This is a genomic window from uncultured Mobiluncus sp. (assembly GCF_902488535.1).
In the GTDB taxonomy this organism is placed as follows: domain Bacteria; phylum Actinomycetota; class Actinomycetes; order Actinomycetales; family Actinomycetaceae; genus Mobiluncus.
In genome coordinates this window covers 1-25,173 of record NZ_CABTWO010000011.1, presented here as the reverse complement: position 1 = coordinate 25,173, position 25,173 = coordinate 1, and the positions used below count along the sequence as shown (strand labels likewise).

22 protein-coding genes are annotated in these 25,173 nt (G+C 57.9%); 14 read left to right on the top strand and 8 right to left on the bottom strand.

Features of this window, described 5'->3' with window-relative positions; genetic code table 11:
- Positions 1-95: 95 nt before the first annotated feature.
- Together RDL66_RS05180 and RDL66_RS05175 are read right to left on the bottom strand one after the other, a co-directional pair.
- The gene (locus RDL66_RS05180) at positions 96-1,160 is read right to left on the bottom strand and encodes a glycosyltransferase family 1 protein (RefSeq protein WP_308535689.1); all 1,065 of its coding nucleotides are present in this window, start codon (positions 1,158-1,160) and stop codon (positions 96-98) included.
- A 2-nt stretch (positions 1,161-1,162) separates the two neighbouring features.
- The gene (locus tag RDL66_RS05175) at positions 1,163-3,865 is read right to left on the bottom strand and encodes a sodium-translocating pyrophosphatase (protein WP_308535687.1); all 2,703 of its coding nucleotides are present in this window, start codon (positions 3,863-3,865) and stop codon (positions 1,163-1,165) included.
- Between the two features lie 424 nt (positions 3,866-4,289).
- On the opposite strand from RDL66_RS05175, the gene infC reads away from it, so the two are divergent.
- From infC to RDL66_RS05155, 4 genes are read left to right on the top strand one after another with little or no spacing between them, the layout of a single operon-like run.
- Positions 4,290-5,357, top strand: coding sequence for a translation initiation factor IF-3 (gene infC / locus RDL66_RS05170; protein WP_308535756.1), 1,068 nt, complete (start codon positions 4,290-4,292; stop codon positions 5,355-5,357).
- 1 nt (position 5,358) lies between these two features.
- Positions 5,359-5,553 carry a 50S ribosomal protein L35 gene (rpmI, locus tag RDL66_RS05165; RefSeq protein ID WP_004006656.1) on the top strand — a complete coding sequence of 65 codons (195 nt, stop codon included), beginning with the start codon at positions 5,359-5,361 and terminating at the stop codon, positions 5,551-5,553.
- A 19-nt stretch (positions 5,554-5,572) separates the two neighbouring features.
- Positions 5,573-5,956 carry a 50S ribosomal protein L20 gene (gene rplT, locus RDL66_RS05160; RefSeq protein WP_282921720.1) on the top strand — a complete coding sequence of 128 codons (384 nt, stop codon included), beginning with the start codon at positions 5,573-5,575 and terminating at the stop codon, positions 5,954-5,956.
- A gap of 28 nt (positions 5,957-5,984) precedes the next feature.
- Positions 5,985-6,809, top strand: a complete 825-nt coding sequence (locus RDL66_RS05155) for an RNA methyltransferase (protein WP_308535684.1) — start codon at positions 5,985-5,987, stop codon at positions 6,807-6,809.
- A gap of 48 nt (positions 6,810-6,857) precedes the next feature.
- On the opposite strand, the gene tpx is transcribed toward RDL66_RS05155, so the two are convergent.
- The 5 genes from tpx to rpmB all read right to left on the bottom strand — a co-directional run bounded on the left by tpx (position 6,858) and on the right by rpmB (position 11,611).
- Complete coding sequence (gene tpx, locus RDL66_RS05150) at positions 6,858-7,355, bottom strand: thiol peroxidase (RefSeq protein ID WP_308535682.1); 498 nt, start codon at positions 7,353-7,355, stop codon at positions 6,858-6,860.
- A gap of 266 nt (positions 7,356-7,621) precedes the next feature.
- On the bottom strand, positions 7,622-7,909 hold the full coding sequence (locus RDL66_RS05145) for a hypothetical protein (protein WP_297721712.1): 288 nt from the start codon (positions 7,907-7,909) through the stop codon (positions 7,622-7,624).
- 18 nt (positions 7,910-7,927) lie between these two features.
- The gene (locus tag RDL66_RS05140) at positions 7,928-9,415 is read right to left on the bottom strand and encodes an inorganic phosphate transporter (protein WP_308535681.1); all 1,488 of its coding nucleotides are present in this window, start codon (positions 9,413-9,415) and stop codon (positions 7,928-7,930) included.
- 243 nt (positions 9,416-9,658) lie between these two features.
- Entirely contained in the window at positions 9,659-10,957 is a 1,299-nt protein-coding gene (locus RDL66_RS05135; RefSeq protein ID WP_308535680.1) for a hypothetical protein, read from the bottom strand.
- Between the two features lie 456 nt (positions 10,958-11,413).
- Positions 11,414-11,611 (bottom strand): 50S ribosomal protein L28, encoded by a 198-nt coding sequence (gene rpmB, locus RDL66_RS05130; RefSeq protein WP_036324183.1) that lies wholly within the window; start codon positions 11,609-11,611, stop codon positions 11,414-11,416.
- A gap of 269 nt (positions 11,612-11,880) precedes the next feature.
- On the opposite strand from rpmB, the gene aspA reads away from it, so the two are divergent.
- From aspA to RDL66_RS05110, 4 genes are all read left to right on the top strand, one after another.
- Positions 11,881-13,326, top strand: coding sequence for an aspartate ammonia-lyase (aspA, locus tag RDL66_RS05125; RefSeq protein WP_308535677.1), 1,446 nt, complete (start codon positions 11,881-11,883; stop codon positions 13,324-13,326).
- A gap of 171 nt (positions 13,327-13,497) precedes the next feature.
- Complete coding sequence (locus RDL66_RS05120) at positions 13,498-15,117, top strand: hypothetical protein (RefSeq protein ID WP_308535676.1); 1,620 nt, start codon at positions 13,498-13,500, stop codon at positions 15,115-15,117.
- A gap of 87 nt (positions 15,118-15,204) precedes the next feature.
- Positions 15,205-17,655 carry an ATP-dependent DNA helicase RecG gene (locus tag RDL66_RS05115; protein ID WP_308535675.1) on the top strand — a complete coding sequence of 817 codons (2,451 nt, stop codon included), beginning with the start codon at positions 15,205-15,207 and terminating at the stop codon, positions 17,653-17,655.
- A gap of 42 nt (positions 17,656-17,697) precedes the next feature.
- Positions 17,698-20,133, top strand: a complete 2,436-nt coding sequence (locus tag RDL66_RS05110; RefSeq protein WP_308535673.1) for a tellurium resistance protein TerC — start codon at positions 17,698-17,700, stop codon at positions 20,131-20,133.
- Here RDL66_RS05110 and rsmD read toward each other — a convergent pair.
- Positions 20,105-20,665, bottom strand: a complete 561-nt coding sequence (rsmD, locus tag RDL66_RS05105) for a 16S rRNA (guanine(966)-N(2))-methyltransferase RsmD (protein ID WP_308535672.1) — start codon at positions 20,663-20,665, stop codon at positions 20,105-20,107. The genes RDL66_RS05110 and rsmD overlap by 29 nt on opposite strands.
- 38 nt (positions 20,666-20,703) lie before the next feature.
- Here rsmD and coaD point away from each other — a divergent pair, with 38 nt between their 5' ends.
- Genes coaD through RDL66_RS05075 form a run of 6 tightly spaced genes read left to right on the top strand, consistent with a single transcriptional unit; the run spans position 20,704 to position 25,047 of the window.
- Positions 20,704-21,246, top strand: coding sequence for a pantetheine-phosphate adenylyltransferase (gene coaD, locus RDL66_RS05100; protein WP_308535670.1), 543 nt, complete (start codon positions 20,704-20,706; stop codon positions 21,244-21,246).
- 8 nt (positions 21,247-21,254) lie between these two features.
- A complete protein-coding gene (locus RDL66_RS05095) occupies positions 21,255-22,022 on the top strand; it encodes a hypothetical protein (protein WP_308535668.1) in 768 nt (255 codons plus the stop codon).
- Positions 22,015-22,656 carry a YceD family protein gene (locus RDL66_RS05090; RefSeq protein WP_308535667.1) on the top strand — a complete coding sequence of 214 codons (642 nt, stop codon included), beginning with the start codon at positions 22,015-22,017 and terminating at the stop codon, positions 22,654-22,656. The genes RDL66_RS05095 and RDL66_RS05090 overlap by 8 nt, the downstream gene beginning before the upstream one ends.
- Positions 22,653-23,417: a ribonuclease III gene (gene rnc, locus RDL66_RS05085; protein ID WP_308535665.1), complete on the top strand. Its 765-nt coding sequence runs from the start codon at positions 22,653-22,655 to the stop codon at positions 23,415-23,417. Before RDL66_RS05090 ends, rnc begins: the two co-directional genes overlap by 4 nt.
- Entirely contained in the window at positions 23,410-24,372 is a 963-nt protein-coding gene (mutM, locus tag RDL66_RS05080) for a bifunctional DNA-formamidopyrimidine glycosylase/DNA-(apurinic or apyrimidinic site) lyase (RefSeq protein ID WP_308535664.1), read from the top strand. The genes rnc and mutM overlap by 8 nt, the downstream gene beginning before the upstream one ends.
- A 12-nt stretch (positions 24,373-24,384) precedes the next feature.
- The gene (locus RDL66_RS05075; protein ID WP_308535662.1) at positions 24,385-25,047 is read left to right on the top strand and encodes a response regulator transcription factor; all 663 of its coding nucleotides are present in this window, start codon (positions 24,385-24,387) and stop codon (positions 25,045-25,047) included.
- Positions 25,048-25,173 lie beyond the last annotated feature (126 nt).

The window sequence follows — 25,173 nt, the reverse complement described above, 5'->3', positions numbered from 1 at the left end:
GCACCCGGAACCGTGACGTTACCGGGGAGGCGAGCGGGAACGCTAGTGAACCTGACATCAAGCGCCAGCGCTCCCCACCGCCCTTGTGAAAGACCCTAGGCGTGGGGAATATCGCCCAGCCAGTCCACGACGTGTTGAATCAGGGCCTCATCAAAGACATCGTCCGAGTGGTGTTCGCCAATCCATGTCTGAATCGAACCGCCGGCTGCCGCGTCCATCTTTTTCCGAGCATCCTCGGGTTTAACCAGAACCTGCCACAGCATATTCTTGGCTTCTTCCACCGACCGGTAGAAAAATGGGTAGTCCGCCGGCACCAGGGCGTGAGCCCATTCGAGGTCAGGAAAGACGCCGATGACTCCCGCTCCCAAGGCTTCCACGTACTCGATGCCGTAGGATTCTTCCTCGGTGGTCGCCAGGAAAGCGGTCGTATGCGCCAGAGCCTCCCAGTAGGATTGGCGCGTGGCGGTCAAGGGCCCCACCCAAATCCAGTCGCGATGGGAAAACTTCATGGCGGCTTCGCTGACCAGGTGGGTTTCATGCAAACGCATTTCGACCCGCAGCGGAATCTGGCGGTGTACCCAGTTGACCACGTCCAAGAAAATATCCGGGCGCTTCTTTGCCGAAAGGTAAATCGAGGGGTAGAGCACGACTGGGACTTCTGTCTCGACTCGCGGCCGGACGTGAGCCAGGCGGAACCCCAAATTCACCCACCCCAGCTGCATCTGTTCATGCAGCGGTTTCACGGTCCATTTCTCGGCTATCTCTCTGACTTCCATAGCGGTGCGTTCCGAGTTGGCAAAAGTGGGGAACAGGGCACAGGACAGGGCCATTGAGGCGATGCCCTCCACGGTCGTCATTTCCCGAGGCGACCACCACATGAAGTTCATGATGTGCGGTTTTTCCGCCCCGGCGTTATGCATTTTTTGCCACAATCGCGGCGAGTCGATGACGTCCATGTTGATGACCGCCGTGTCATTCGGGTCGAGCATCTCAATGGGAGCCACGCTGAAGTTTTCGGCGCGGCGGGCGGGGCCGCCAATCAGGATGGAGTCGGGGAAGTTGCGCAAAATCCGTCGCACCAGGGTGTCGCCGGCGGAGTGGCCAGCCACTCGACCGGTTTCGTCAACTTTGGCATTGTCCCACTTGATTGCCAGTTTCATGGTTATTCCCCTTTCCGTTCCGCAGTCAGGTCGGGCGGCTGCGGAGGATTGCTTTGCGATGGTTCTTCCGTGAGTTCTAGGTCGGGAACTTGGTTCAGAAGGTCGGTGCCTACATCCGTCGGTGAAGAGTCGAGAATCTCGTCTAGCGCGGCTGCGTCAATGGGGGCTTCGATACCGCCGGGTCGCGGCGCAATCTTTATTGCCGGCCGGGTGACTCGGTCTTTCACACTGGGGATTCCGTTCAAAGCCGTGTCTACCGGAGGTTCGTGGTCGTGCATGGCGTCACGAGAGGCACCGCGGATACGCATCTGATAGAAACTGCACCACACGAAGTAGGCTGAAGCCACGAAAAAGACCCCGGCCAGGATGTGTACCAAGCGTGCCTGACCCTGGTTCGTCAAGCTCACCGCCAATTCCACAGCCAACAGGCCGAACAAGGTGGTGAATTTGATTATCGGATTCAGGGCCACCGAGGACGTGTCTTTGAACGGGTCGCCGACAGTGTCCCCGACGATGGTCGCGTCGTGCAGTTCGGTGCCTTTCATGTGCAAATCGACTTCTACGACTTTCTTCGCGTTGTCCCAAGCCCCGCCGGCGTTAGCCATGAATATGGCCTGGTACAGGCCAAAAATAGCGATAGAAATCAGGTAGCCGATGAAAAAGAACGGCTCGACGAAAGCGAAAGACAGCGTGGCAAAGAACACCGCCAGGAAGATCAGCAACATCCCCTGCTGGGCGTACTGCGTGCAAATCTCGACGACCGCGCGGCTGTCCTTTTCGGAGGCTCGTTCGCTGCTGGCATCGAGGCGGATATTGTCTTTGATGAAGGCCACAGCGCGGTTGGCCCCGGTTGTTACGGCCTGAATGGAGGCTCCGGAGAACCAGTAAATGACGGCGCCCCCGGTAATCAATCCCAGCAGGAACGGAGCGTGAAGCAGTGAAAGGTTGCCCACCGCTTGTGCGTCCTGTAAACGATTCGTAAGCGTCATAATGATAGAGAAAATCATGGTGGTGGCACCCACCACGGCGGTGCCGATGAGAACCGGCTTTGCCGTGGCTTTGAACGTATTGCCGGCCCCGTCATTGTCCTCCAGCATGAGTTTTGCGGTGTCCCAAGCGGGCTTAATGGTGTAGTCAGCCATCAGCTCGGCTTCGATGTTCTCGACCGATTCGATACGCGAAAGCTCGTAGACGGATTGGGCATTGTCGGTGACCGGACCGTAGGAGTCAACGGCGATAGTCACCGGACCCATTCCTAAGAAACCGAAAGCTACCAGGCCAAAGGCGAATACTGCCGGAGCAGCCATCAGAGATTCCGGTATCAGCAGGGAAATCAGGAAGGCGATTCCCATCAGACCCACAATCGTAATTCCCAGCCAGTATCCGGACATGTTACCGGCAACCATGCCGGACAAAATGTTCAGCGAGGCACCGCCTTCACGAGAGGATTTCACGGTTTCCCGCACGAAACGCGCTTTGGTGGAGGTAAATACTTTCACCAGTTCGGGAATCAGAGCTCCCGCGAGGGTCCCGCAGGTCACGATGGTCGCCAGTTTCAGCCACAGGTGGTTGCCTTGTTCACCCACTACAAAGAAAGTCACCAGGAAAATCAGCACGATGCACAGAATCGAAGTCAGCCAGACCAGCGTCGTCAGCGGGGCTTCAAAGTTCATGCGTTTCGCGTCCCCGTAACGCCCCTTGACCCACATGGCGTTGATGGCGTAGGCCAGTGCCGCACCGAGAATCATTGCCGCGCGTACCGTAAAGATCCACACCAGCAGCAGTGCTTGCATGGAGGGGTCTGGCACTGCCAGAATGACGTAAGTCACCAGAGCCACGCCGGTGACGCCGTAGGTTTCAAAACCGTCAGCGGAAGGACCCACCGAATCTCCGGCATTGTCCCCGGTGCAGTCGGCGATAACGCCGGGGTTACGCGGATCGTCCTCATCGATTTTGAACACGATCTTCATGAGGTCCGCACCGATATCGGCAATCTTGGTAAAGATACCCCCGGCGATACGCAGCGCGGACGCCCCTAGTGACTCCCCGATAGCAAAACCGATGAAACACGAACCGGCCACGTCAGCGGGCAGGAACACCAGAATCACCAGCATCATGAACAGTTCGAGGGAAATCAGCACGGTTCCGATGGACATCCCGGCCTGCAGTGGAATCTGGTGGACGGGGTAGGGCTTGCCGCGCAGCGAGGCAAAAGCCGCCCGGGCGTTAGCGAAAGTGTTGACCCGAATCCCGAACCAGGCCACGGCAAACGAACCGCCCATCCCCAGCAAGCTGAACAACACGACAATCCCGACTTTGCCCCAGCTAAAACCCACCAGCACTTTGTAATAGACCAGGATGATGACCGTGATGAAAGCCCACAGCAGCAACAGGAACTTCCCTTGTTTCACCAAGTAGGCTTTGCAGGTGGAGTAAATGAGTTCGGCGACGTCCAGCATGGATTGATGTACCGGCAGGCTGCGGAGTTTAAAGAACGTCACTATGCCAAACACCAGACCGGCGAGGCACACAAGCATACCGAAAATCAGCAAGCTGGTACCAGCTATGCCGTGTATGTTGGCGAGGGACAAATCGGGAAGTATCAGGTTTGCCTCGCCGCCGCCGGGTCCGTCTCCCTGTCTCGCGCTAGTCTGCGGGAGTGCCCCCGCGAAGCTTGCAGCCAGAGCCTTTAGGTCAGGAATCATCGGTCAGCCTCGTTTCCCTAGGTCGTTACCTTACCTGTAATTTTAGGCGGCATTTCCGGGATTTTTGGGGATTCAGAGCGTTAGCTTGGGTTACACCGGACAATCTCAAATGGGCAGTCACAAGCCCGGTCGTGTTCGTAGTTTTTTTAGGCGACCCTTGGGTGGTCCCGTTGCTGCTTTGGTTTCGAGATGCTTTGGAAACACGAAATGTGCGAAAATCCCGCGGATAGGCTAGAATCTACTCTGTTCGGCTGTATGCCGAAGCAAGCGGAAAGTTTTCCCACCTCCACCCGGTGCAGTTTCCTATGAAGAAGCACGTCTTGGGTTACGGTCTAAAGCGCTCGACTGTGCTTTTTATGCCACAGACGCGGGATAACTTTGTGTATGTTTCGGTTCGCGGCGTGGTTACAAGCAAGGAGTCCTCATTACTGACGTAAGGATTAATGACCAAATTCGGGTGCCAGAAGTGCGCCTGGTTGGTGTCAACGGCGAACAAATCGGAGTGGTGGCCACCCTAAAGGCTATCGCCTTGGCCGATGACGCCGGTCTGGACCTGGTGGAAGTCGCCCCTGAAGCGCATCCTCCGGTGTGCAAACTGATGGATTACGGCAAATACAAGTACGAAGCCGCGCAAAAGGCTCGCGATCAGCGCCGGAATCAGGCCAGTACCCAACTGAAAGAAATCCGCTTGGGGCTTAAGATTGATGACCACGACTATGAAGTGAAGAAAGGCCACATCCTGCGTTTCCTTGATGGCGGCGACAAAGTCAAAATCATGATTAAGTTCCGGGGACGGGAACAGAGCCGCCCCGAAATGGGTACCAAACTTTTGGAACGCTTGGCTGAGGATATCGCTGATGACGGTGTCGTTGAGTCTGCTCCCCGGCAGGACGGCCGTTCCATGACTATGGTGATTGGCCCGGTTAAGAAAAAGACTGACGCCATGAGCCAACAGCGCAAGCGCCGCGAGGATGAACGTCAAGCGAAGCGTGACGCCAAGGCGGAACGGGCTTTGCGCAACCAACAACGTGTGGCTCAGCAGGCGAACGCCCCGGTCTTAAAGCCGTTGACTTTCGACCAGCTCGGTTCGGGCAACCTGGCCGCCGCGGCCCCGAAGGCTCCTGAGCCTCCCGCCGCGAAGCCGGCCGCCAAATCGCCGGCACGAAAGAAACCCGACAGCGCAACCGCGTCGAAAACCCCGGCACCAGCGGCGAAACCTGCGGCTGATACCGACCATAGCCCGGAAGCTGATGCAAAACCGGCCACGCGAAAGGCACCGGCTCGGAAAACAACTGCAAAGACCGCTACAAAGACCGCCACAAAGACGGCTGCGAAATCTACCACGGCGGCCGACAAGCCTGCTGCCACCAGTGCCAAGGCTCCTGCTCGGAGAACAACTGGCACCACTAAGAAAGCTGCCCCCAAGACAACCGCGGGCAAAACCGATAAACCGGCCACCAAGAAGGCCCCGCTTAAGAAAGAGGAGAAATAATATGCCAAAGAATAAAACCCATTCTGGGACTAAAAAGCGGATTCGTGTTACTGGCTCTGGCAAGCTGATGCGCGAACAGACTAACAAGCGCCACCTGCTGGAACACAAGTCGTCTCGGCGCACTCGTCGCCTCAGCCAAGACCAGGTCGTGGCTCCCGCTGACGTGAAACGCATGAAGAAACTGTTGGGTAAGTAAAGGAAAAAGGAGATCAATCATGGCACGTGTCAAGCGCGCAGTAAACGCTCACAAGAAACGCCGCACCACTCTGGAACGGGCCGAGGGCTACCGCGGCCAGCGTTCTCGCCTGTACCGTAAGGCTAAGGAACAGGTCACCCACAGTTTTGTGTATAACTACCGCGACCGCAAGGCGCGCAAGGGCGACTTCCGTCGGCTGTGGATTACCCGTATCAATGCGGCTTGCCGCGCCCAGGGCATGACCTACAACCGCTTCATGCAGGGTCTGCGTTTGGCGGGTATTGAGGTCGATCGTCGGATGCTGGCGGAACTGGCAGTTAGCGACATTGCGGCTTTCAACGAATTGGTTAAGGCTGCTCAGGCTGCTCTGCCCAAAGATGTGAACGCTCCCGCGGCTGCCTAAAGCCCAGCGTTTAGCAATCGAAAATTTTATGGTTCAACGCCGCGAAATCCTCGACAACCCCGGAAGCGAACGCATCCGGAAGGTAGCGGGGCTTTCGCGGCGTTCCGCACGCCTACGTTCAGGTCTCACCCGGGTGGAAGGTCCCCAAGCGGTTACTGAGGTGTTGCGCAGCGCCCCCCAGGCGGTCACAGATTTATTTGTGACCGAGGTGGGAGCCGAGGCCCGCTCGGAGCTGCTGAGTCTCGCGCAGTCAACCGCATCCGCAGGGGGGCTGCACGTTCATGTGATTTCCCCCCAGGTCGAGAAGGCTTTGAGTGAGGCCGCACAAGGGTGGATTGCGGTGGCGCGTTTCGAGGCTTTTCCGTCTGTGCCGGCCTCGCCAGAGGGGACGCTGGCTTTGATTTTGCCCGCCACTCAAGACCCGGGCAACGCGGGGACGCTGATTCGACTGGCTGACGCTTGTGGGGCGTCGACGGTGTTTATGGGGCAAGACTGTGCTGACGCGACCAGTCCGAAAGTCATTCGCGCTTCGGTGGGCAGCGTGTTTCATGTTCCCACCCCCCGCTTTCAGGATTTAGAGGCAGTAGTGGGGGCGCTGCGAGCCGAAGGGTGGACCATTGTGGGCACGTCCCTATCCGGCGACGTCATGCTGACCCCGGTTACGGCCGCGACCTGGAGCGACAAGAAAGTCGCTTGGGTGATGGGCAATGAAGCGCACGGACTGGACCCAACCGAAGAATCCTGGTGCGATGTGTTGGTGTCTATTCCCATGTTTGGCCGTGCCGAGTCCCTAAACGTGACGTCCGCGGCAACCTTGTGCCTGTGGATGAGCGCGGCGGCGCAGCGGCTGTAGCCGGTGGTTTTCCCGGTCGCCGCTGAAACGCAACAAAAAAAGGGGAGTCTAGCCCAGTGCTTTTAGGGCAGATTCAAAGTCAGGATCCGTGGTGATTTCGTCGACCAGCTGGGTGTATTTCACCACACCGTTCGGATCAATAATCACGATGGAACGAGCGAACAACCCGGCCATGGGGGAGTCGGCTAACTGGACACCGTAATCCTGGCCAAAACTGGAACGGAACGCCGAAGTGGTGGTGACGTGGTCAATGCCTTCTGCGGCGCAAAAACGTCCCAAAGCGAAAGGCAGGTCGCGCGAAACACAGACGACTTCCACCCCGTCGAGCTGGGCAGCTTCGGCGTTGAAACGCCGCACTGAGGCGGCACAAACCCCCGTATCAATGGAGGGGAAAATGTTGAGGAGCACAGTCTTGCCGCGGAAATCTGACAGTTTCGCTTCGGACAGATCCTGTTTCACGGTCACGAAGTCCGGGGCGGGGGAGCCGACCGCGGGCAGCGAACCAACAGTATTTACGGAATTACCTTGCAAGTGAGTTGTAGCCATATCCCCATCCTAACAGCGTCTTTTCCCGGTCAGGTTGAAACCGTAGTGAGACTAAGCGATCGAAATTGGCGATTAAATCGGGGTTGCTGGCCTATATAACCACCAACCCCGGTTTCATCCCCGATTTCTAACCTCCCGCTCCCGACACGCCCGGCAAAACACCCACAAAATACAGGCATTAGCCAGCAGTCCCCGACTGGAGTCTAAAAAGGTAGTTGCCTCGGCAGGAAACCGAGGCAACTGGTGTCGAATTTTTCAGAAAGTATTTACTTCGCCCCAAAGGGTGCCCATCCAGTGTAGAACTCTATGGAGTCTTTTGCCACCCAGACGATAGCAGCCACAATGATGACCACCAGAGAACCGTAGACAGCCCAGCCCAGCGCTCGCATCTGCGGCGTCGGCTCGGTGTCGGCAATGATTTCACCGGTTTCATCTCGAATGGGGTCCCCGGCATGAGCGCGCATTCCCAGGGCATAGAGCATGGGAATCCCGGCTCCAAAAATGAGGGCCAAAGCGGCCACTCGAACGATTGCCCAAGCCATATCGACAGTCATTTTTCGTCCTTTCCGAGGTTACTTATCCGGCGATTCCGAAGCAGTGGCGGCAACCGTTTTACTCGCGCCAGCGCCGGCCGCGACGGGAACACTACGTTCGCCCTTCAGATGCTCATCTGAAAAGAGCACTTCCTCGAGTTCGCGATCGAGTTCGCGCAGTTGCTCAATCAGGTCATCGCGCTGACGTCTCAGCTCGACTATTCTGTCGGCTCGCAACTGCGAGGTCACTAGGGCGGCTTCGGCGGCTTTATCCAGGCCCTGTTGCATGATTTCGTCGATGTCCTCACGCAGATTCGCGTCGACCTCGCGATTTGCCGCGGTTTGCAGCGAAGAATCAATCGACTCGGCGTTCGGATCCCACTCTTCGTTTACGTTCTTGGCACTCACGGAATTCTTGCGCGAACGCAGCACGATGAGAGCTACCATAAACAACAGAATAGCCAAGTCAATCAGCGCGCCGGCGATAGGATGTGCTCGACCCGCCAAAGCGGCAATCCACCAGGTCGCATAGCCGACTACACCGGCGCAGGGCAGGGTAATGACCCAAGCGGAGGCCATACGCATGGCGACCCCCCAGCGCACGGTGGCGCCCTTCTTGCCCAATCCGGTGCCTAAGATAGCACCGGTGGTCACGTGGGTAGTGGACAAAGCCATCCCCCCAGCAGCCGAGGTCAGAATGATAGCCGCGGAGGTCGCTTCTGCAGCCATGCCCTGGGGAGGCTCCAGGTCGACCAGACCCTTACCCAAAGTGCGGATAACCCGCCAGCCGCCGGAGAGCGTCCCTGCCGCAATAGCTACGGCGCACGCCAAGATGACCAGGACGGGGATACGATCCTCCGCGGTTGCGTTACCGGTCGCGATGAGAGCCAGGAAAATCACGCCCATAGTCTTTTGGGCATCGCCCGCGCCGTGCGCCAGTGAGACCAGGCAAGCGGTGATGACTTGGCCGTGACGGAAGTGGGAGGCTTTCCGCTCTTTCGGAATCGTGTTCGTAATCCAGTAGACCAGGGCGGTCGCGGTGGCGGACACGCCGGCTGCAATCAGGGGCGAAGCCACGGCAGGAATCACAATTTTGCCTAAGATAGAGCCCCATTCCACGCCCCCGGCACCCATCGCCGCGAAAGCCGCGCCAATCATGCCGCCGAACAGAGCGTGAGAGGAACTGGAAGGCAACCCCAGCAGCCACGTAAACAGGTTCCAGATAATGGCTCCTATCAGGGCGCAAAACACCACCATCAACAGGTTGATACCCTCGGCTTGGTTGGTGAGGTCATAGGAACTCAAATCAACGATGCCGCTGGCGACCGTAGCGGCGACGTTCACGGAGAGGAACGCCCCGACCATGTTCAAACCGGCAGAAATCGCCACCGCCTGAAAAGGCTTTAGGGCACCGGTCGAGATAGAAGTGGCCATAGCGTTGGCGGTGTCGTGGAAGCCGTTGGTGAAATCGAAAGATAGCGCCGTGATGATGACGATTGCAAGCACAATAGTGGCAGTTATTTCCAAAATTAGCATCCTTAGGATTGTGAGTGTGACTGTCGGAGGCTCAAGCCGTCGTATTAGGCCTGCGGCCCGCGCCCGGCAACCAGAGAAACTCTACCTTTTGACTGTTAACTGAACATTGCACGGATGTTAAATGTGTGTAAATTCTGGGCGGGATTTCTGTTAAAAATCTTTTGGGGAGGCTCGCCGTGGCGAACCCCCCCAAAAAAGATTATTTTCTAAGCAAATTTTTACATACAGGCAGGCTTAAAAAACGCCCAGATTTGCTTTGGCTTTGCGGCCATCAGTCAGGGTGACACCCAAGGTGCGGGAATCCAGGTACCGGTCATTGCTGATGGAAACATCTTTCGCCAGGCGACCCAGCTGAGAAACCTCAATCCAGTTCTGCAAGCGCTTGTGCTTGCCATTCGCGCTGCCGATGTAGCCGTCGCCGAAGTTGAAGTTAGCGAGCAGCATCTCCTGCTGGGGCTTGATCAGGTTAGACATCGTGACGCGGAAGGTGCGCGTGGAGGAGGCGCGATCGAAGCCCAAATCCTCAACGGTAGAACCCTTGAACCGGCCGGTGGTGATGCGACGATCAACGCCCTGCGGGCCGGAAACCTGGTGAACCTTCACCAAGAAAGACACCGTCGGGAACTCGCCATAGTAGTTTTCGGTACCCACGTTCTTGACACGCAGAGCTACAGTACCGGCGTAACCGGCAGCCTTAGCGGTTGAAACCGTGAGGAAGGGAGCCAAGTCGAGCTTGCCGTCGTTTACGGCGTCCGGATCAACGGGCTTCAGCTCGGTGGAGGCCACGAACTTTTCGGTGGGTTGGGGGTATCCCGCGTCCTGAGAAGCGTTGGTGTCGCCGTTGCCGCCCAGAGCGCCGTCCGGCGTGGCGTACATCTTGACGACAACTTCGTTCTTAACCGGGGCTTTGGAGGTCCAGGCGAAAGCATGGCCCCAAGTCCCGTTAGGCTTGCATGCCTGCTGAGTGCCGGTCATGGTGATGGTACGGAAGCCGTAGGTGGCTTCACCAGTGTTGCCGGCAGGAACCTGGTAAGGGCCAATCTGTTGACCAGCGGTGTAGGACAGGGAGTACGAGATGGAGTAGCCGATAGTCTTGGCCAGTGAAGCGGTGATGGAAGCGTTGGGGCCCTGACCTGCGGGTGTGTTTGTCGAAGCGGTGGCGCTGACGCCTGCGTTCAGGTCACTGTGGTAAGTGAAGCTAATTGACTCGGTCTTTGACAGAGTCTGGGTCAGCGGTACCGAAGCGTTGGTGCGGTTGGTGGTGGAAATCGTACCTTTAGGCTCGAAGTTGGTCGAGACTTTGTAGATGACGGTACGCAGATCCTCGCCGGCGTTGCACACCGGGTAGGCGTTCAAAATGTTCGCCTTGAGGTAGTTGTTTGCCCGGTAGGTGTTGACCACGGGTAGCTTGTCGTTATTCTGAACTGTTTCCGGAGTGAAGTCCTGGAAAGTGTCGGCCTGAGCCGGAACTAAGAAGGCACCGCCCAATAATGCTGCGCCCGCCACAGAGGCGAGAATGTGTTTTGCTTTCATGTTTTCTCCATACTTAGTAGCTATATTCACCACTGAATGTTCAGAGTCAGAGAAGCCCTGCCGCCGCGCACCCAGCTTACGGAGAGATTATCATCAGGCAACGCTCAGGAAAAATTCAGAGAAATTTCCCTGTTAAATGTTCGGGATGGAGCGAGTAAACCGCTAAATAATGCGGAAAATTCGCGGTCTGAGCGAGGTGAAAATCTGATTTTTGCGAAAAATCAACGCGGGGGAGTCTAATTGTCTTAAATGGCCACAAAATACTTATTGACCTGCTGACTTACCAAGTTTTAAGGCACTTTAGGAGGTGAATACAACTGTATGAGAACACATAATTTATTTACAAGAATTTATCATTCAGGGCTACGGTCCGAAACGGGTTTTTACTGACGATGCGAGAAAAAGAATGCCGCGCCAAGGAAAACCTTGACGCGGCATTCAAGAAGTGAATTGGGTTTAGCGACCCGTGTTGCGCACCACGCGATTGGACTTGATGCACTTGGTGCACACGTTCAAATGCCGGGGAGTACCTTCGACGATGGCGCGAACCCGCTGAATGTTCGGGTTGAAACGACGCTTGTTACGCCGGTGAGAGTGAGACACACTCATCCCGAAACCGGGACCTTTTCCACATACATCGCATACCGCAGCCATGTTCTTACCTCTGATTTCCTGTAATTCTTCAAAGTCGTTCACGGGCTTTGAACCCGCAGCTCTCAACGAGCAACCTCACTATGATAAGGCAAACCGGACCGATTCTCAAATCGAACCCCTGTTTTGAAAACACTTTCGTCACGTGTACCTAAGACGTCGGTCGTTCGGAAACACGACGCTGAACCCGCAGATTAGAATAGGACTGCCGGGACGCCGTTGTTCTGGCAAAACGGTGTACAAATCCTTTTTCCGGGGAACAGATAGGAGCGATGATGGCTGGGCGTATCGAAGAGGACCTGCTGGGGAAACGTGAAATTCCTGAGGATGCTTACTACGGGGTGCAAACCCTGCGGGCAATCGAGAATTTCCATATATCGGGCAAGAAAATCCAAGACGTTCCCGAATTTGTCAGAGCCATGGTACAGGTTAAGAAAGCGGTGGCACTGGCCAATGAAGAACTGCACGTGCTTCCCCACGACATCGCTCGTGCCATTGTGGCGGGCTGTGACGAAGTACTAGAGAAGGGCCGAGCCATGGATCAGTTCCCCGTGGACGTGTTCCAAGGCGGGGCGGGCACCTCGGTGAATATGAACGCTAACGAAGTCGTGGCGAACCTGGCTTTGGAACTGTTGGGCTACGAAAAAGGCCGCTACGACATCATCAACCCCAACGACCACGTGAACAAGAGCCAATCGACAAACGATGCCTACCCCACCGGTTTTCGCGTGGCGGTGTACACCCTGCTCCAAGAAGTCGAACGAGCGGTGCAGGAGCTGTCCGACGCTTTTGCTCGCAAAGGTGAAGAATTCAAAGACATTCTTAAGATGGGCCGCACCCAGCTGCAGGATGCTGTCCCCATGACGTTGGGCCAGGAATTCAACGGTTTTTCGGTCAACATCGCCGAGGAACTGACGCGCCTGAGTGTCGCCGGGGCTTTGCTGCTGGAAATGAACTTGGGAGCGACCGCTATTGGCACCGGCGTGAACACACCGGAGGGCTATCCGAAAGTCGCGTGCCAGAAGCTGGCTGAGGTGACCGGCTACGACATTGTTCCGGCGACGAACCTGTTGGAGGCCACTTCGGATAATGGCGCCTACCTGGCAGTCCACGCGGTGCTGAAACGGCTGGCATCCAAGCTGTCGAAAATTTGTGACGACCTGCGTTTGCTTTCCTCGGGACCGCGCTGCGGCTTGCACGAAATTAATCTTCCCGAAATGCAGCCGGGTTCCTCGATTATGCCCGCCAAAGTCAACCCGGTCATTCCCGAGGTCGTTGACCAGGTTTGTTTCAAGGTCATGGGCAACGATGTCGCCCTCACCCACGCTGCCGCCGCTGGTCAGCTGCAGCTGAACGTGATGGAACCAGCCGCAGCTCAGTGCATGTTTGAATCCATTGAGCTGCTTACCAACGCTATTAACACTTTGCGTACCAAGTGCATCGACGGTATCACCGCCAACCGCGAAGTCTGCGAGGCTTACGTGCATAACTCCATTGGTATCGTCACCTACCTCAATGACATCATTGGTCACCACAACGGTGACTTGATCGGTAAGGAAGCCGCCAAGACGGGCAAATCCGTCAAGGAGCTGGTCATTGAAAAAGGCTTGATGAGCGCTGCGGAAGTCGACGAAGTCCTCAGCGTAGAGTCCCTCATGAGTCCCCACTACACCGGCAAGGTTTGGGGCGACGATGAACGGGGTCTGCCCCAGAGTTGATTCCGTGGTGAGGATAATTCCCAAGTTCGGTTGGTCCCATTGTCGCTTCGGGTAGCGGCAGTGGGACCAACATTTCTGGTAGCCAGACGCAAAACCGTCCCTACCGGAATGGGAACCGGGAAAACCGGTTGGTGACAGGTAACTTGGGAGGAAAGCAGGGAGGAAACAAGTTTGGATACCGCGCGACAAAAGCTGGAGACTAAAGACCTTCGAGAATGGTGCGTGCGCACGGGGGAAGTCCTGAATCAGGCGCGGGATTTGCTGGACGACCTCAATACTTTTCCGGTGCCGAATTTTAATACTGGAGCCAATTTGGCGAACTCTTGGGCGGCAGCTACGCGTGCGGCTCAGACCCTGCCCCTTTCCCTACGTCCCGCCGAATTTATGGCGGCGCTGAGCCGGGAAATCGCGAAATTTCCCTATGGTTCGGTCGGAATTTTCCTCGCTTCCGGTTTTGCCGCCTGTGCCGAGGCTTGGGGGGATGTGCCGGTGGTGCGTCCGGCCGATTTACTGATGTCCATCGATGCCATGGATAGGGCGTTTCAGGAAGTCAACGGCTCAGATACCTGTGAATTCGGGTTGTCTCGATTGATTTCTACCGTTTCCGAACAGCTTTCGGAACTGGAACTGTTGACGTTGTCTCAAGTCGTGGACACGGCTTTGGTTTGCGCGCAGGAAGCCACCATTGATTCCGCTGACGCTCACGGCGGGGTGGGGGATGCCGGTTTGGCAGGGGCGTGTTTGATTTTCGCGGCCTTGGCAGATTTGGCCGCCGCAGCCGAAGGCGATGCCCTCACAAATGTTTCCACGGTGCAAGCCATGTTGAGCGATTGGGCTGATCGGTCGCGTATCGTTGCGGAAAGTCTGCGGCACACGGTGCCGGGCGGTGAATTTGCCGCCACTTTCCATTTTGAAGCCTTGGATATGCCCACCGAAAAACTGTGGGAAAGCCTGCGAGCGGCCAGCTCCGAAGTGCTGGTTTGCAAGATTTTAGATGAGATCGGAGTGGGACGTTTCGTGGCTCACGTACACACGCCCTCGCCTCTGGCAGCCCTGCCATACCCGCACGGAGCTGTACTGATTCATCATCTCGGCTTACGTCCCGAGCCTTTTGAAGGCGACGAAGACCCCCTAACTAGACTCACTGCAGATTTTGACAACGTGGTGGTTTTGTCTGACTTTGCTGCCCGCCAGGCTCCGCTGGTGACTCCGGGCTTGCTGGTCCTCAGTGCCGCGCCGGCACTGGTAGAGACCTATGCCAGAGCGGGAGCCACGGTTCTCTTAGCTACGGAAAATCCCGAACAGATTTGTTGGGCTTGGCGTGCCGTCCCGAAAGGCCGTGCTGCTCTCATCATTCCCGCCACCCCCAAATCGCGTGAACTGGCTCTGACAATGCGCGATTCCTTGGGTGATACCGAATTTTCGGATGCTCCTGTAATAGTGGCGGATACCGAAGACGAACTGAGCGCTGCGTGGCTGGTGCAATCTCTGCAGGGAAAACGGTTTCGTGGTTCAGGTGCGGAGCAGCTGCGCGATTTGGAAACCGCTTGCCGAGAGTTGAAAGCCAGTATCCGGGTTGAAACCCTGTCTGACCACGACCTGGACACGCAGATTCGCGACCTTGCCAATGACGTGGGGCCAAACCGAGAACTCCACGCGGTCATCAGTTCCGAAAACGTCACCACGGACCGCATGAATCTGCAGCTTGCTTTGTCGAACTATGCCGATATAGAGCTGGTCGCCTACTACGGAGGACAACCCGGCCCCACCTGTATCGGAGTTCGCTTTTGAAGTCAGGCGTGGATTTGTCTGCGGTAACATTCGAGTTACCCCAATCTTCCGAATTTTCACCGACAGGCTCCCTGATAAGGTGAAACCATGGTGAACTTGCAGACCCCTCTGGAACGGATAGTGAAGGCGAAATCCGTCGTCTCCAAGTTCGCTCACCTGGGGGTACTGACCTTGGGTGACCTGCTGTGGTACCCGCCGCGACGAACCTATCGATGGGGGGAACTAACCCGGTTTGACTCGCTGACCCCCGGCACGGACGTCACAGTGTTTGCAGTGGTGATGGATTCTCACTTGGGCTGGACCCGCCGCCACGACAAAGCCATGCTCACGGTAACCCTGCAGGACCAGCTGGAAACGGGCGCCCCCGACCAGGGGGGCTTCCGTCCGGACTTGTGGGGTCGGAGAGCCAACTGCCTGACCGTGCGTTTCTTTGCGAAGCATCCAAATGCCTTGAATATGCACGCAAATCGCCTGGAAAAAGGGACTTTAGCGGTTTTTGCCGGGCGGCTTTCGGGCAAGCCGGGCAGCCGAGCCAACGAGGCCTTCCTGGCGCATCCGGAATACCGGGTGCTGGCCGATTATGACCCGGAAGTTGTGAAAACGCTCTCGACCCGGCCCCAGCCGCTCTATCACGCCACCGCGGGTCTGCCCTCGTGGAAAATCGGGAAAATCATTGACTCTCAGCTGCTGATGCTAAATCCCGCGGAGATTCCCGAAGCCGTACCCGACTCGCTGCGCCGCGAGAGGAACCTACCTGATGCCTACACAGCTTTGCTCGGCTTGCACCACCCGGAAACCGATGCCCAATACCAGGCTGCGGCGGATTATCTGCGGTTTCGTGAGGCATTCACGCTGGGGGCAGCTCTAGCGAAAGCCCGCAACCAGATCCAATCACATCCGGCCTGGCCCTTGCCGGTTTCGGGGGACGTTTCCCCGTCGGATTCGGGGGAGCGCGGGGAGCCTGGCGATTTGGTTTCACGAGTCGTGGCGGGGCTGCCTTTCCAGCTCACTGCCGGACAGCGCCAAGTTTGGGACGAAATCGCCGGGGACATTGCCCGCGAAGTCCCGATGAATCGGCTGTTGCAGGGGGAAGTCGGGTCGGGCAAGACCGTGGTGTCGGCTTTGGCGTGTGTCGCCGCGGTACAAAACGGTTTTCAAGCGGCTTTCATGGCTCCCACCGAAGTCCTCGCGCACCAGCATTTTCAGACCCTGAATCGGCTGCTGGGGTCGCTGGCGGATCCTCTGGGTGAGCTATCGGGGTCACAGCCCGGCACGGATTGTGTCCCGCTGCGTTTACTGACCGGGTCGACGCCCGCCCCGGAGAAACGAGAAATTGCCGAGCGGGGTGCGGCCGGTGAGCCGATGCTGGTGGTGGGGACACAGGCTCTACTGACCCAGTCGTTGCAATTTTCTCGCCTCGCTCTGGTTGTAGTCGACGAACAGCACCGTTTTGGGGTGGAACAGCGCGGCGCTCTGCTGGCGAAGGGGGAGCGAGCCCCGCATTTCTTGACGATGACAGCTACCCCGATACCGCGAACCGTCGCCATGACCGTGTTTGGGGACCTGGATGTTTCCGTACTGCGCCAGCTCCCCGCGGGACGTGCCGAGGTTCAGACGTTCTTGGTCAACGAGGCAAATGTGCGGTGGGTCACGCGCGCCTGGAGCCGAGCCGCGGAAGAAATCGAACGGGGAGGGCGAGTTTATGTGCTTTGCCCCAAGATAGCGCCGGATGACTCCGAACAGGACCCCGCCGCCTCCACTGATACTCAAAATCCGCCGGAACCCGGGCGGAAAACGCGAAAAACTGCGGCACAAACCAGCTGGGGCGACGATTTAGCGGGGTTTGGAGAACTCGAAGAGTTAGAGCCCGGCCGTGTCCTGCACACCGTCACCCAGACCGCGGCGCAACTGGCTGCTCTGCCCGTATTTAGGGATATTCCTATCGGAGTGGCACACTCCAACCTGGATTCCGGAGCCAAGCAACAGGCCGTGGCGGACTTTGCCGCGGGCCGCACCCCGCTGCTGGTGTCCACCACGGTTGTGGAAGTCGGCATGGACGTGCCCGAAGCCTCCATGATGATTATTTTAGATGCCGACCGTTACGGAATTTCGCAGCTGCACCAGCTGCGGGGGCGGATTGGGCGCGGTTCCCGCCCCGGCGTTTGCCTCGCCATAGCCCCCCTGGATTTCCCGCCTGTGTCGGAAAACCTGGCGGATTTGATGGCACAAGCTGGGGACGGGACGTTGTCTCCGGCTCTAGCGCGTCTGCTGGCTTTTGCGGCGAGCCGGGACGGATTCGCGCTGGCTGAGGCCGATTTGAGTATCCGGCGAGAGGGCGATGTGCTGGGGCAAAGCCAGTCGGGCCGCCGCTCCCGGCTAAAGGTGCTTTCCCTAGTCAGCGACGTGGAAGTCATCACGGCCGCGAAAGCTGCAGCGGCCGCGGTGGTGGCGAAAGATCCCCAGCTCAGCGAACATCCGGAGCTGGCTCGGCTGGTGTTTGACCTGGGGGAAGGAGCCCAGAATCTCACGAAGTCCTAGGGGAGTACGGTAGGTGTGTTTAAACTTGGTAAAATTCCACCTGTGTATTCATGGTGGCGGCGTCTAGGAGCATTTATCGCGATGCTGACAGTGACGCTGGTGGCACTTCCTCAGGCCAGCGCGATACCTGTCGCTGCCCGCGAGCCGCTTGCTCCCACCGGACTGTGGACGCAGGACGCGAAGACCCCAGCGCCTTCCCCCGATGCTCCCGGCGTGCTGTTCTTGGGGATGAGCGGCCTGAAGCCCAGCGACCTCGATTTACAGGGCAATCAGCTGGGGGAAATGCTGGTTCCGTTTACGTTTTCGGCGCTGAGTACGCGGTCGTTTCGGATTTATACCTGCCCCACCGAAGGGTGGATGCAGCTGCGTGCCAGTGGCGATGTTGCTGACGAAGAAGGGCGCCGACTGGCTAAAACTGTGGGGGCACCGTGCTTGGGAATGAAGCTGGTGAAGAGTAACGGTACGACCGCGAAAACTCCGTTTCAGGTTGGTCCTGCCGCCGCGCCCTTGCCCAAAGCCGCAGCCGTCACCTACGCTCAGTTCAAGGGCCGTACCGAAAATATTACCTGGCCCGCTCACGGGATTTTCGCTCCAGACGCGTGGGCGGTAGGACGGAATGCGGGAATACCGTTGGCGAATCGGCGCGGTCAGGTCGCCCATTGGCAGCCGCTGCCGGTTATCCCTGAAATGGCGCGGATTAACCCTTCTGCACTTGATTCCCTCTATAACGAGCGAACCGGGGCTGGCGCCAGAGCCGCCCTCGATGCCAAAGCGCAACAGCCTGCCTCACCGTTGGGCAAGACTCTGCAGAACCGGATGGTTCTCGAATCCGCGTGGCAAGACCTTCTCGCCGCTGCACCCAGCGATGTTGTGGTGGATTTGGATACGGTTGACACCGCCGTGCTGAACCAGAACACCTACGACACGGCAAAGACCCTGTCCCTACAGCAACTGTCCGCAATTTTGAGCGCTAATCAGGGGGCGGCGCACCCTCGGCCGGTGATTATCGCTTCGTTGGGTGATTTTGAAGGGGCTCGGTCCCTGCAGCTGTTGGCGGCCCAGACTCCGGGGTTAGCGCTGACGGGTGGTAAACCGGCCGCAGCTTCCGGGGATGAAATTGCTGGCATCACGGGCGTGCTCTACACTTCCACGACACGTGCCGCCGGTTTAGCCACCATTGCCGACGTGCGCGGTTTAGTTCTTAATGCGCGCACCTACCTGAACCCGAAACTCGTCCCTCCGGCGAATATCACCCTTCCGGAACTAAGCGTTACCCCGGTCGCTAGCGTCGCCGAGGCCTGTTCTCTGATCACCGAGCAGCAACGTCACGCTACCTCCGCCCTGCGCGCCAACTCGCCGTGGTATCAGGTCTTTCACCTGTTTTCATACCTGGCTATCGGGGCGCTGCTAATCTGGGCTTTCGCGTCGCGAGGCTCTCGGCGTTTGGCGAACAGTTGGTGGGTGGTACGACTCCTGGGCCTCATCGCTTTTGCGATGCTACCCGCGGCGCTGATTCTGAACTGGATTCCGTGGTGGAATTTGCCTGTGGTTGACTCGGAGGTCGGAGCAATCAGGGTCGCTCTAGCCTTGACCGCGGTAATCGCGGCGGTTTTGGTGGCTTCCCTATGGCGCAGCTCTCACGCGGTGGCCATCCTGGCGGGGATTTCATGTTTCATTTTGGCCTTGGACATCATCTTGGGTTCAGCCCATCAACGCAACGGATTCATGGGTTCCTTGGTGCTCAGTTCGCGGCGTTACTACGGTATCTCTAACCGCACCTACATCATCCTCATTGCCGGGGCTTTGCTGGCTTTGCTGCCGGTTTTGCAACGTTTCTGGGGCCAGCGCCGGGCCGCATGGATTACCGCGGGGCTCGGTGCCGCTGTTCTCTTGGCCGATGCTTTGCCCCGTTGGGGTGCGGATTTTGGGGGTCCTCCGGGAATTATCTTGGCTTTCGGCATTGTCGCCCTAATGGCGTCAGGAGTGCGCCCGCGCTGGTGGCACGCCGGTGCTTGGGTAGTGCTCACACTGGCGGTGATGGGGACTATCGGCTGGTTCTCCCGCGGTTCAGACAGTCATATCGGGAACTTTTGGTCCAATCTGGGCAGCAGCGAAAGTCAGGAGTTGATTGCCGGGAAAGTCCGTGACGTGCTGCGTTCCTTTGTGAACAACCTTGGGGTCGTCATACTTTTGGTGCTGGTAGTAGCGGCGCTAGTGGCGGCTTTGGTGATTGTGAAACGTCGCCAGGTGTCCTGGCCGCGATGGGCGTCCTCCTGGGATCAGCTCACCGACCTGCCTGCCCTGCGCGTGGTGGCTTTAGGTATTTTGCTGGGCATGGCGGTGGCGGTACCCATCAACGATTCCGGGGTAATGATTGTGAAAGAAGCTATCTATCTGGTTCTGCCAGCCCTTGGTGCCTTCATCGCGCAGCATGCCGCCCAACTCAACCTCAGTCCTGAGCCTGTTGCAAATAAGTGACCAGGGTATCGCCGTAGCTCTTAGCGGCGTAGGCTTGCAGCCCCGAAGGAATCTCAGGAGCGGGAAACTTTTTCGACGTCTCTATAACCATGACGCCCTCCGGGCTGAGGTGTGCGGTCAGACCTGCCAGAATCTCTGATAGCACATAAGGCGCCAAAGCGTAGGGGGGGTCTAAGAAAATCAGGTCAAAGCAATCCGCGTGTTTTAGTTCGGAAACAAACTTGGCGGCGTCTTTCACCAGGACACGGGCGCGGTCCCAGTAGTGCAGGGCATCTATGTTCGCACGCAACACTTTTGCTGCCGACCCGGCGGCATCTACAAACACCGCGCTAGACCCGCCGCGGGATAGCGCCTCCAAACCGAGGGCTCCTGAGCCAGCGAACAAATCCAAAACCATGGCACCTTGTGGGAACCCCGAACAAAGCAGGTGAGAGAACATCGCTTCGCGCACCCGCTCCGAAGTGGGACGGGTCCCCGACTTCGGCACATTCAGGCGCAAGCCCCCTTTTTCGCCAGCAACAATTCGTGTCACATACGACAGCCTAGCCGAATTGCCGGTAATCTGGATACGTGACTCAAGCGCTTTGCCCCGGAACTTTTGACCCATTCACCTATGGGCACCTCGATATGGTGCGCCAATGCTTGACCTTTGCCGACGTCGTGGTGATTGGAATTGCCCAGAATTCAAAGAAAACCCCGCTGCTTTCGCTACCGAAACGTATCGAACTGGCCCAGACCACTATCCGGGAAGCGAAACTCGATACCCGCGTCAACGTGGAAATTGTGGATGGATTGTTAGCTGATTTCTGTAAAGAACATCATATTGACGTCATTGCGAAAGGGCTGCGCACTTCCCAGGACTTTGATTACGAAAATCCGATGAGTCAGATGAATCGCCAGATTGGGGCTCCGCCGACTGTGTTTGTGGGCTGCAAACCGGCGTTGATTCACGTCTCAAGTTCTATGGTTAAGGAAGTTGCCAGTTACGGAGCCGATGTCTATTCGATGGTCTGTGCCGACACCGCGCAGGCTCTGTATGAGGCGTACCAAGTCAGACCCCCAAACCGGGATAATAATGTCATAGCAGCCCGTTTCGACAAGTACAACAGCTAGGGAGAAAAATGAGCGAGGAAAACAGGGAAGACCAAATAATGGAATCGGCGGATTTGCCTACCACTGCTGAGGACAGCTCAGATGAATCCGATGTCGGGCAGGACAACTCTGAGACCACCGGTTCGAATTCTGACTCAACAGAGCCGAGCGACACCGGCGAAGCGGAGTTTGTGGAACCCGAAGCCCTAACTTCAGAGCAAATGGTGGCTGCGCTGAACGCTCAGGATTACAAAGGCTCGGAGCTGATGGATGTATTAGCCCAGATGGAAGCGTTAATCTCGCAGGCTCGCTCCCTGCCGATGAGCTCGTCCGTGCTGGTCAATAAGGCCCAAGCTCTTTCCCTGCTGGAATCAGCGCGCGAGGCGATGCCGACTGATATCCGCATCGCGAACCAGATTGTGGCCGGAGCCAATGCGGTCATCGCCCGCGCCCAAGAGGAGGCTGAGACAGCCTTGGCACAAGCCAATTCCACTTCTGAACGTATCCAAGCCGACGCCCACGCCCGAGCCGACGAACTGGTCAACCAAGAACGCATCGTCGTCATGGCCAAGGAACGTGCCGAGATGATTATTGAAACTGCGACCCGTCAGGCGACCGACCTGGCTGCGGGAGCCGACCGCTATTGCGAGGAAAAGCTAACAGAGCTGGAAGGAACCTTGGACAAGCTAAAGGAACAGTCTGCGGCAGGGCGGCGAGTCTTGAGCGAACGTGCCCGGTTTAACCCCGACGATTTGCCCCAGCCGGAGTCGGAAAACCCGGAGGCCAAACATGACTAGCAATGCCAAAGCGCATGGTGCCGGAAAGAAATCTGCTCGGTCAGACAACCGGGAGGCTGGATCTGACTATCTCATCGGCTTAACCTCCCTGCCGGGTAATCCCGGAAAGACACTCGAACTGCACGATTACCTGTTGCCGTTGCCTGACACCTGGACAAACGGGGTCGTAACTCCGCGGGAGTCCGAAGGCCGTTTCGAGGTCAGTTTGCAGTCCTTGCACGAGGGGATTTTGGTCACCTTGCGGGGCACGGTACCGACTGATGCTCAATGTTCGCGCTGTTTAGACCCGGTTCCAGGGACGGTAGAAGTCAACGAAACCCAGATGTTTTTCTATCCCGGCGCGCGCGAAGCGGCCCGCCAGGAAGGGGACGAAGAATGGGAGGACATCCTCGAGGTGAGCGCCGAGGACGAGGTCGACCTCGAGCCGGTGCTACGAGACGCCCTGGTGCTGGGCATGGAGACTTTGCCGCTGTGCCGGCCCGACTGCCAGGGATTGTGCCCGGATTGTGGGGAAAAGTTTGCGGATTTGCCCCCCGAGCATCATCACGAAGTCTTGGACCCGCGTTGGGCCGCGTTGGGGGATTTAGCCAATGAGCTGCGCGCCCAGGAAGCCGGAGGGGACGACGCCTCGTGAACCAATCCCCACAAAACACAGACGACACCGGCGAACCGGGCCAGCCCAAAGCTACCTTGGAACGTTTACTTGCGGACTGGGGACAACCGGTCGATAAGGAACTCTTGGTGGTCGCGATGACGCACCGGTCTTTTGCCCACGAACACGGGAAGACCGGCTCGACTGGCACGAATGAAAGGCTGGAATTCCTGGGGGACGCGGTGTTACAAATCGTGGTCACCGAGTACCTGTTCCGTAACTTTCCCGATGTTCCCGAGGGTGAGTTGGCCCCAATGCGCGCCGCCACCGTCAGCCAAACCCCGCTGGCAGAAGTCGCGAGACGGCTGCACCTGGGCGATTACATCCTGCTGGGAATCGGCGAGGACCGTCAGGGCGGCCGGGAAAAGGACTCCATTCTGTCCGACACGTTAGAGGCCCTCATCGGCGCGTCCTACCTCACGTCAGGCCTGGAATCGACACGGGTCACCATAGAGCGTCACCTGAGGCGACACTTGCGCAACGCGCCGCGCCGGGCGGTCGGCATGGACTGGAAGACCCATCTCAGCGAGTTTGCGGCCGCCAACTCGCTGGGCGAACCGGAATATGTGGTGCAGGGCAGTGGGCCGGATCATGCCCGCGTGTTCAGGGCAGAAATCCGGTTGGATGGTGAGGTCCTGGGTGAAGGTCAAGGCACTTCCAAGAAATCCGCCGAACACAGCGCTGCCGAGGCTGCTTTCGAGGCGCTACAAGACCGTTTCGGGGATCAGGTGGCTGATGCCTGAGCTTCCCGAAGTGGAAACGATTCGCCGGAATCTGGAACAAACCGTGGTGGGAGCGCGGGTCCTGAGCATCAGCGACCCGACCCATGAGCGTACCTTGCGCAATCAGCAGGGGGGAATCGCCGCGTTACGTGCGGGACTGGAGGGAATGCGTCTGAGCGCAGCAGTCCGGCGCGGAAAGTTTTTGTGGTTTCCCCTAGCGGGGGATGTCACAAGTGCAGAAGGCTCGCTTGCCCTCGTGATGCACCTGGGCATGTCGGGCCAGCTGCGCGTCGAATCCGGAGATGCGGCTCTGCACCGTGCCGGTTCAGCCCCGCCACCGCCAGATCGACAAAGCCTCGGGGAGGCTCGTCCCTTCGCCCATGAGCGCCTTCGTTTCACCCTCGACAACGGGAAAGACCTGGTGTTTTGCGACCAACGCACCTTTGGACACGTCGAACTCAGACCGCTGCGGCCCACAGCGGACGGTGCGCCCGGAGGGATGGGGGCACTGGAGCCGCTGCTGCCGCAGGGCGTGGAACATATTGCCCGCGATGTGCTGGACTCATGCCGCGACACGACGAAATTCGTGGAAAAAACCAGCTGTAGCGCCAGAGCGATAAAAACCAAGCTATTAGATCAGAGCATTGTCTCCGGTATCGGCAATATTTATGCAGATGAGGGCTTGTTTGCTGCCCGGATACATCCCGCTGCCCCCGGCCGGTCACTCAGTGAGAGGAAACTACGGAAATTACTGAGTGCCGTGGCGGAGGTGATGGAGCACGCTTTAGATTTCGGCGGTACTTCATTTGACCGCCTGTACGTGAATTCTTGGGGTAACCCGGGTGAATTCGCGAAAGAGTTGCAGGTTTACGGTCGTGGCGGTCTAAGTTGCCGCTGCTGCGGGACCCGGCTCGATAAGATGATTATTGACGGCCGCTCCAGCGTGTTTTGCCCACGTTGCCAGCGAAAGCGTTAGGAAGGACCAAAGATGACTGAGCAGTCGGAGATTCGTGTCATGATTGTTGACGACCACGAGATTGTTCGCCGTGGAATCGCCGAGCTTGTCGATAGAGCAGCGGACTTGCGAGTCGTCGCCGAAGCCGGTTCGGTTGCCGAAGCCCTGTCGAGGGCCGAGTTGGCCAACCCGAACGTGGTTTTGGTGGACTTGCAGCTGCCCGACGGCACCGGCATCGATTTGATTCGTCAGCTACGAGTAATGACGCCAAACGCCCGCATGGTGGTGCTGACCTCCTTTGACGATGATGAGGCGCTGGCGGAATCCCTGGAAGTGGGGGCGGCGGCTTATCTGTTGAAAACCGTCGCCGGGGTGGAAATTACGAACGTCATCAAGGCCGTGGCGGCGGGGAGGACCCTGCTCGATGAGCGTACCGTGACCCGCACCAGCGCAAACCGCAGCGACCCTACCGAACACTTGACCCCTACTGAAAAGAAAATCCTGGGATTAATCGGCGATGGCCTATCTAACCGGGAAATTGGGGATGCCCTAGGCGTGGCCGAAAAAACCGTGAAAAACCACATTACGGCACTGCTGTCGAAAATGGGGCTGCAGCGGCGCACCCAAGTGGCGGCGTGGGTCGCATCCCAGCGTTCCGCCGAGTGGCGCAAGAACTCTCCGCGTCCGGAACTGTGAGCCCGGCAGGCAACCGGCAGCAAAATCCCGAAATTAACTAAGCGGAATACACCACGTCAAAAGGGTTCCGCTGGTGCCGTCGGGGCGTTTACCGATGCGCATCATCCCCAGGTGAATCGTGGCGCG

What these genes read in the sequence shown, in the direction of transcription:
- tpx (WP_308535682.1), bottom strand. Translation starts at nt 7,355, where the DNA reads ATGGCTACAACTCACTTGCAAGGTAATTCCGTAAATACTGTTGGTTCG.
- RDL66_RS05145 (WP_297721712.1), bottom strand. Translation starts at nt 7,909, where the DNA reads ATGACTGTCGATATGGCTTGGGCAATCGTTCGAGTGGCCGCTTTGGCC.
- RDL66_RS05095 (WP_308535668.1), top strand. Translation starts at nt 21,255, where the DNA reads ATGAGCGAGGAAAACAGGGAAGACCAAATAATGGAATCGGCGGATTTG.
- RDL66_RS05135 (WP_308535680.1), bottom strand. Translation starts at nt 10,957, where the DNA reads ATGAAAGCAAAACACATTCTCGCCTCTGTGGCGGGCGCAGCATTATTG.
- rpmB (WP_036324183.1), bottom strand. Translation starts at nt 11,611, where the DNA reads ATGGCTGCGGTATGCGATGTATGTGGAAAAGGTCCCGGTTTCGGGATG.
- RDL66_RS05075 (WP_308535662.1), top strand. Translation starts at nt 24,385, where the DNA reads ATGACTGAGCAGTCGGAGATTCGTGTCATGATTGTTGACGACCACGAG.
- aspA (WP_308535677.1), top strand. Translation starts at nt 11,881, where the DNA reads ATGATGGCTGGGCGTATCGAAGAGGACCTGCTGGGGAAACGTGAAATT.
- rpmI (WP_004006656.1), top strand. Translation starts at nt 5,359, where the DNA reads ATGCCAAAGAATAAAACCCATTCTGGGACTAAAAAGCGGATTCGTGTT.
- RDL66_RS05115 (WP_308535675.1), top strand. Translation starts at nt 15,205, where the DNA reads ATGGTGAACTTGCAGACCCCTCTGGAACGGATAGTGAAGGCGAAATCC.
- RDL66_RS05180 (WP_308535689.1), bottom strand. Translation starts at nt 1,160, where the DNA reads ATGAAACTGGCAATCAAGTGGGACAATGCCAAAGTTGACGAAACCGGT.
- mutM (WP_308535664.1), top strand. Translation starts at nt 23,410, where the DNA reads ATGCCTGAGCTTCCCGAAGTGGAAACGATTCGCCGGAATCTGGAACAA.
- rplT (WP_282921720.1), top strand. Translation starts at nt 5,573, where the DNA reads ATGGCACGTGTCAAGCGCGCAGTAAACGCTCACAAGAAACGCCGCACC.
- RDL66_RS05175 (WP_308535687.1), bottom strand. Translation starts at nt 3,865, where the DNA reads ATGATTCCTGACCTAAAGGCTCTGGCTGCAAGCTTCGCGGGGGCACTC.
- RDL66_RS05090 (WP_308535667.1), top strand. Translation starts at nt 22,015, where the DNA reads ATGACTAGCAATGCCAAAGCGCATGGTGCCGGAAAGAAATCTGCTCGG.
- RDL66_RS05155 (WP_308535684.1), top strand. Translation starts at nt 5,985, where the DNA reads ATGGTTCAACGCCGCGAAATCCTCGACAACCCCGGAAGCGAACGCATC.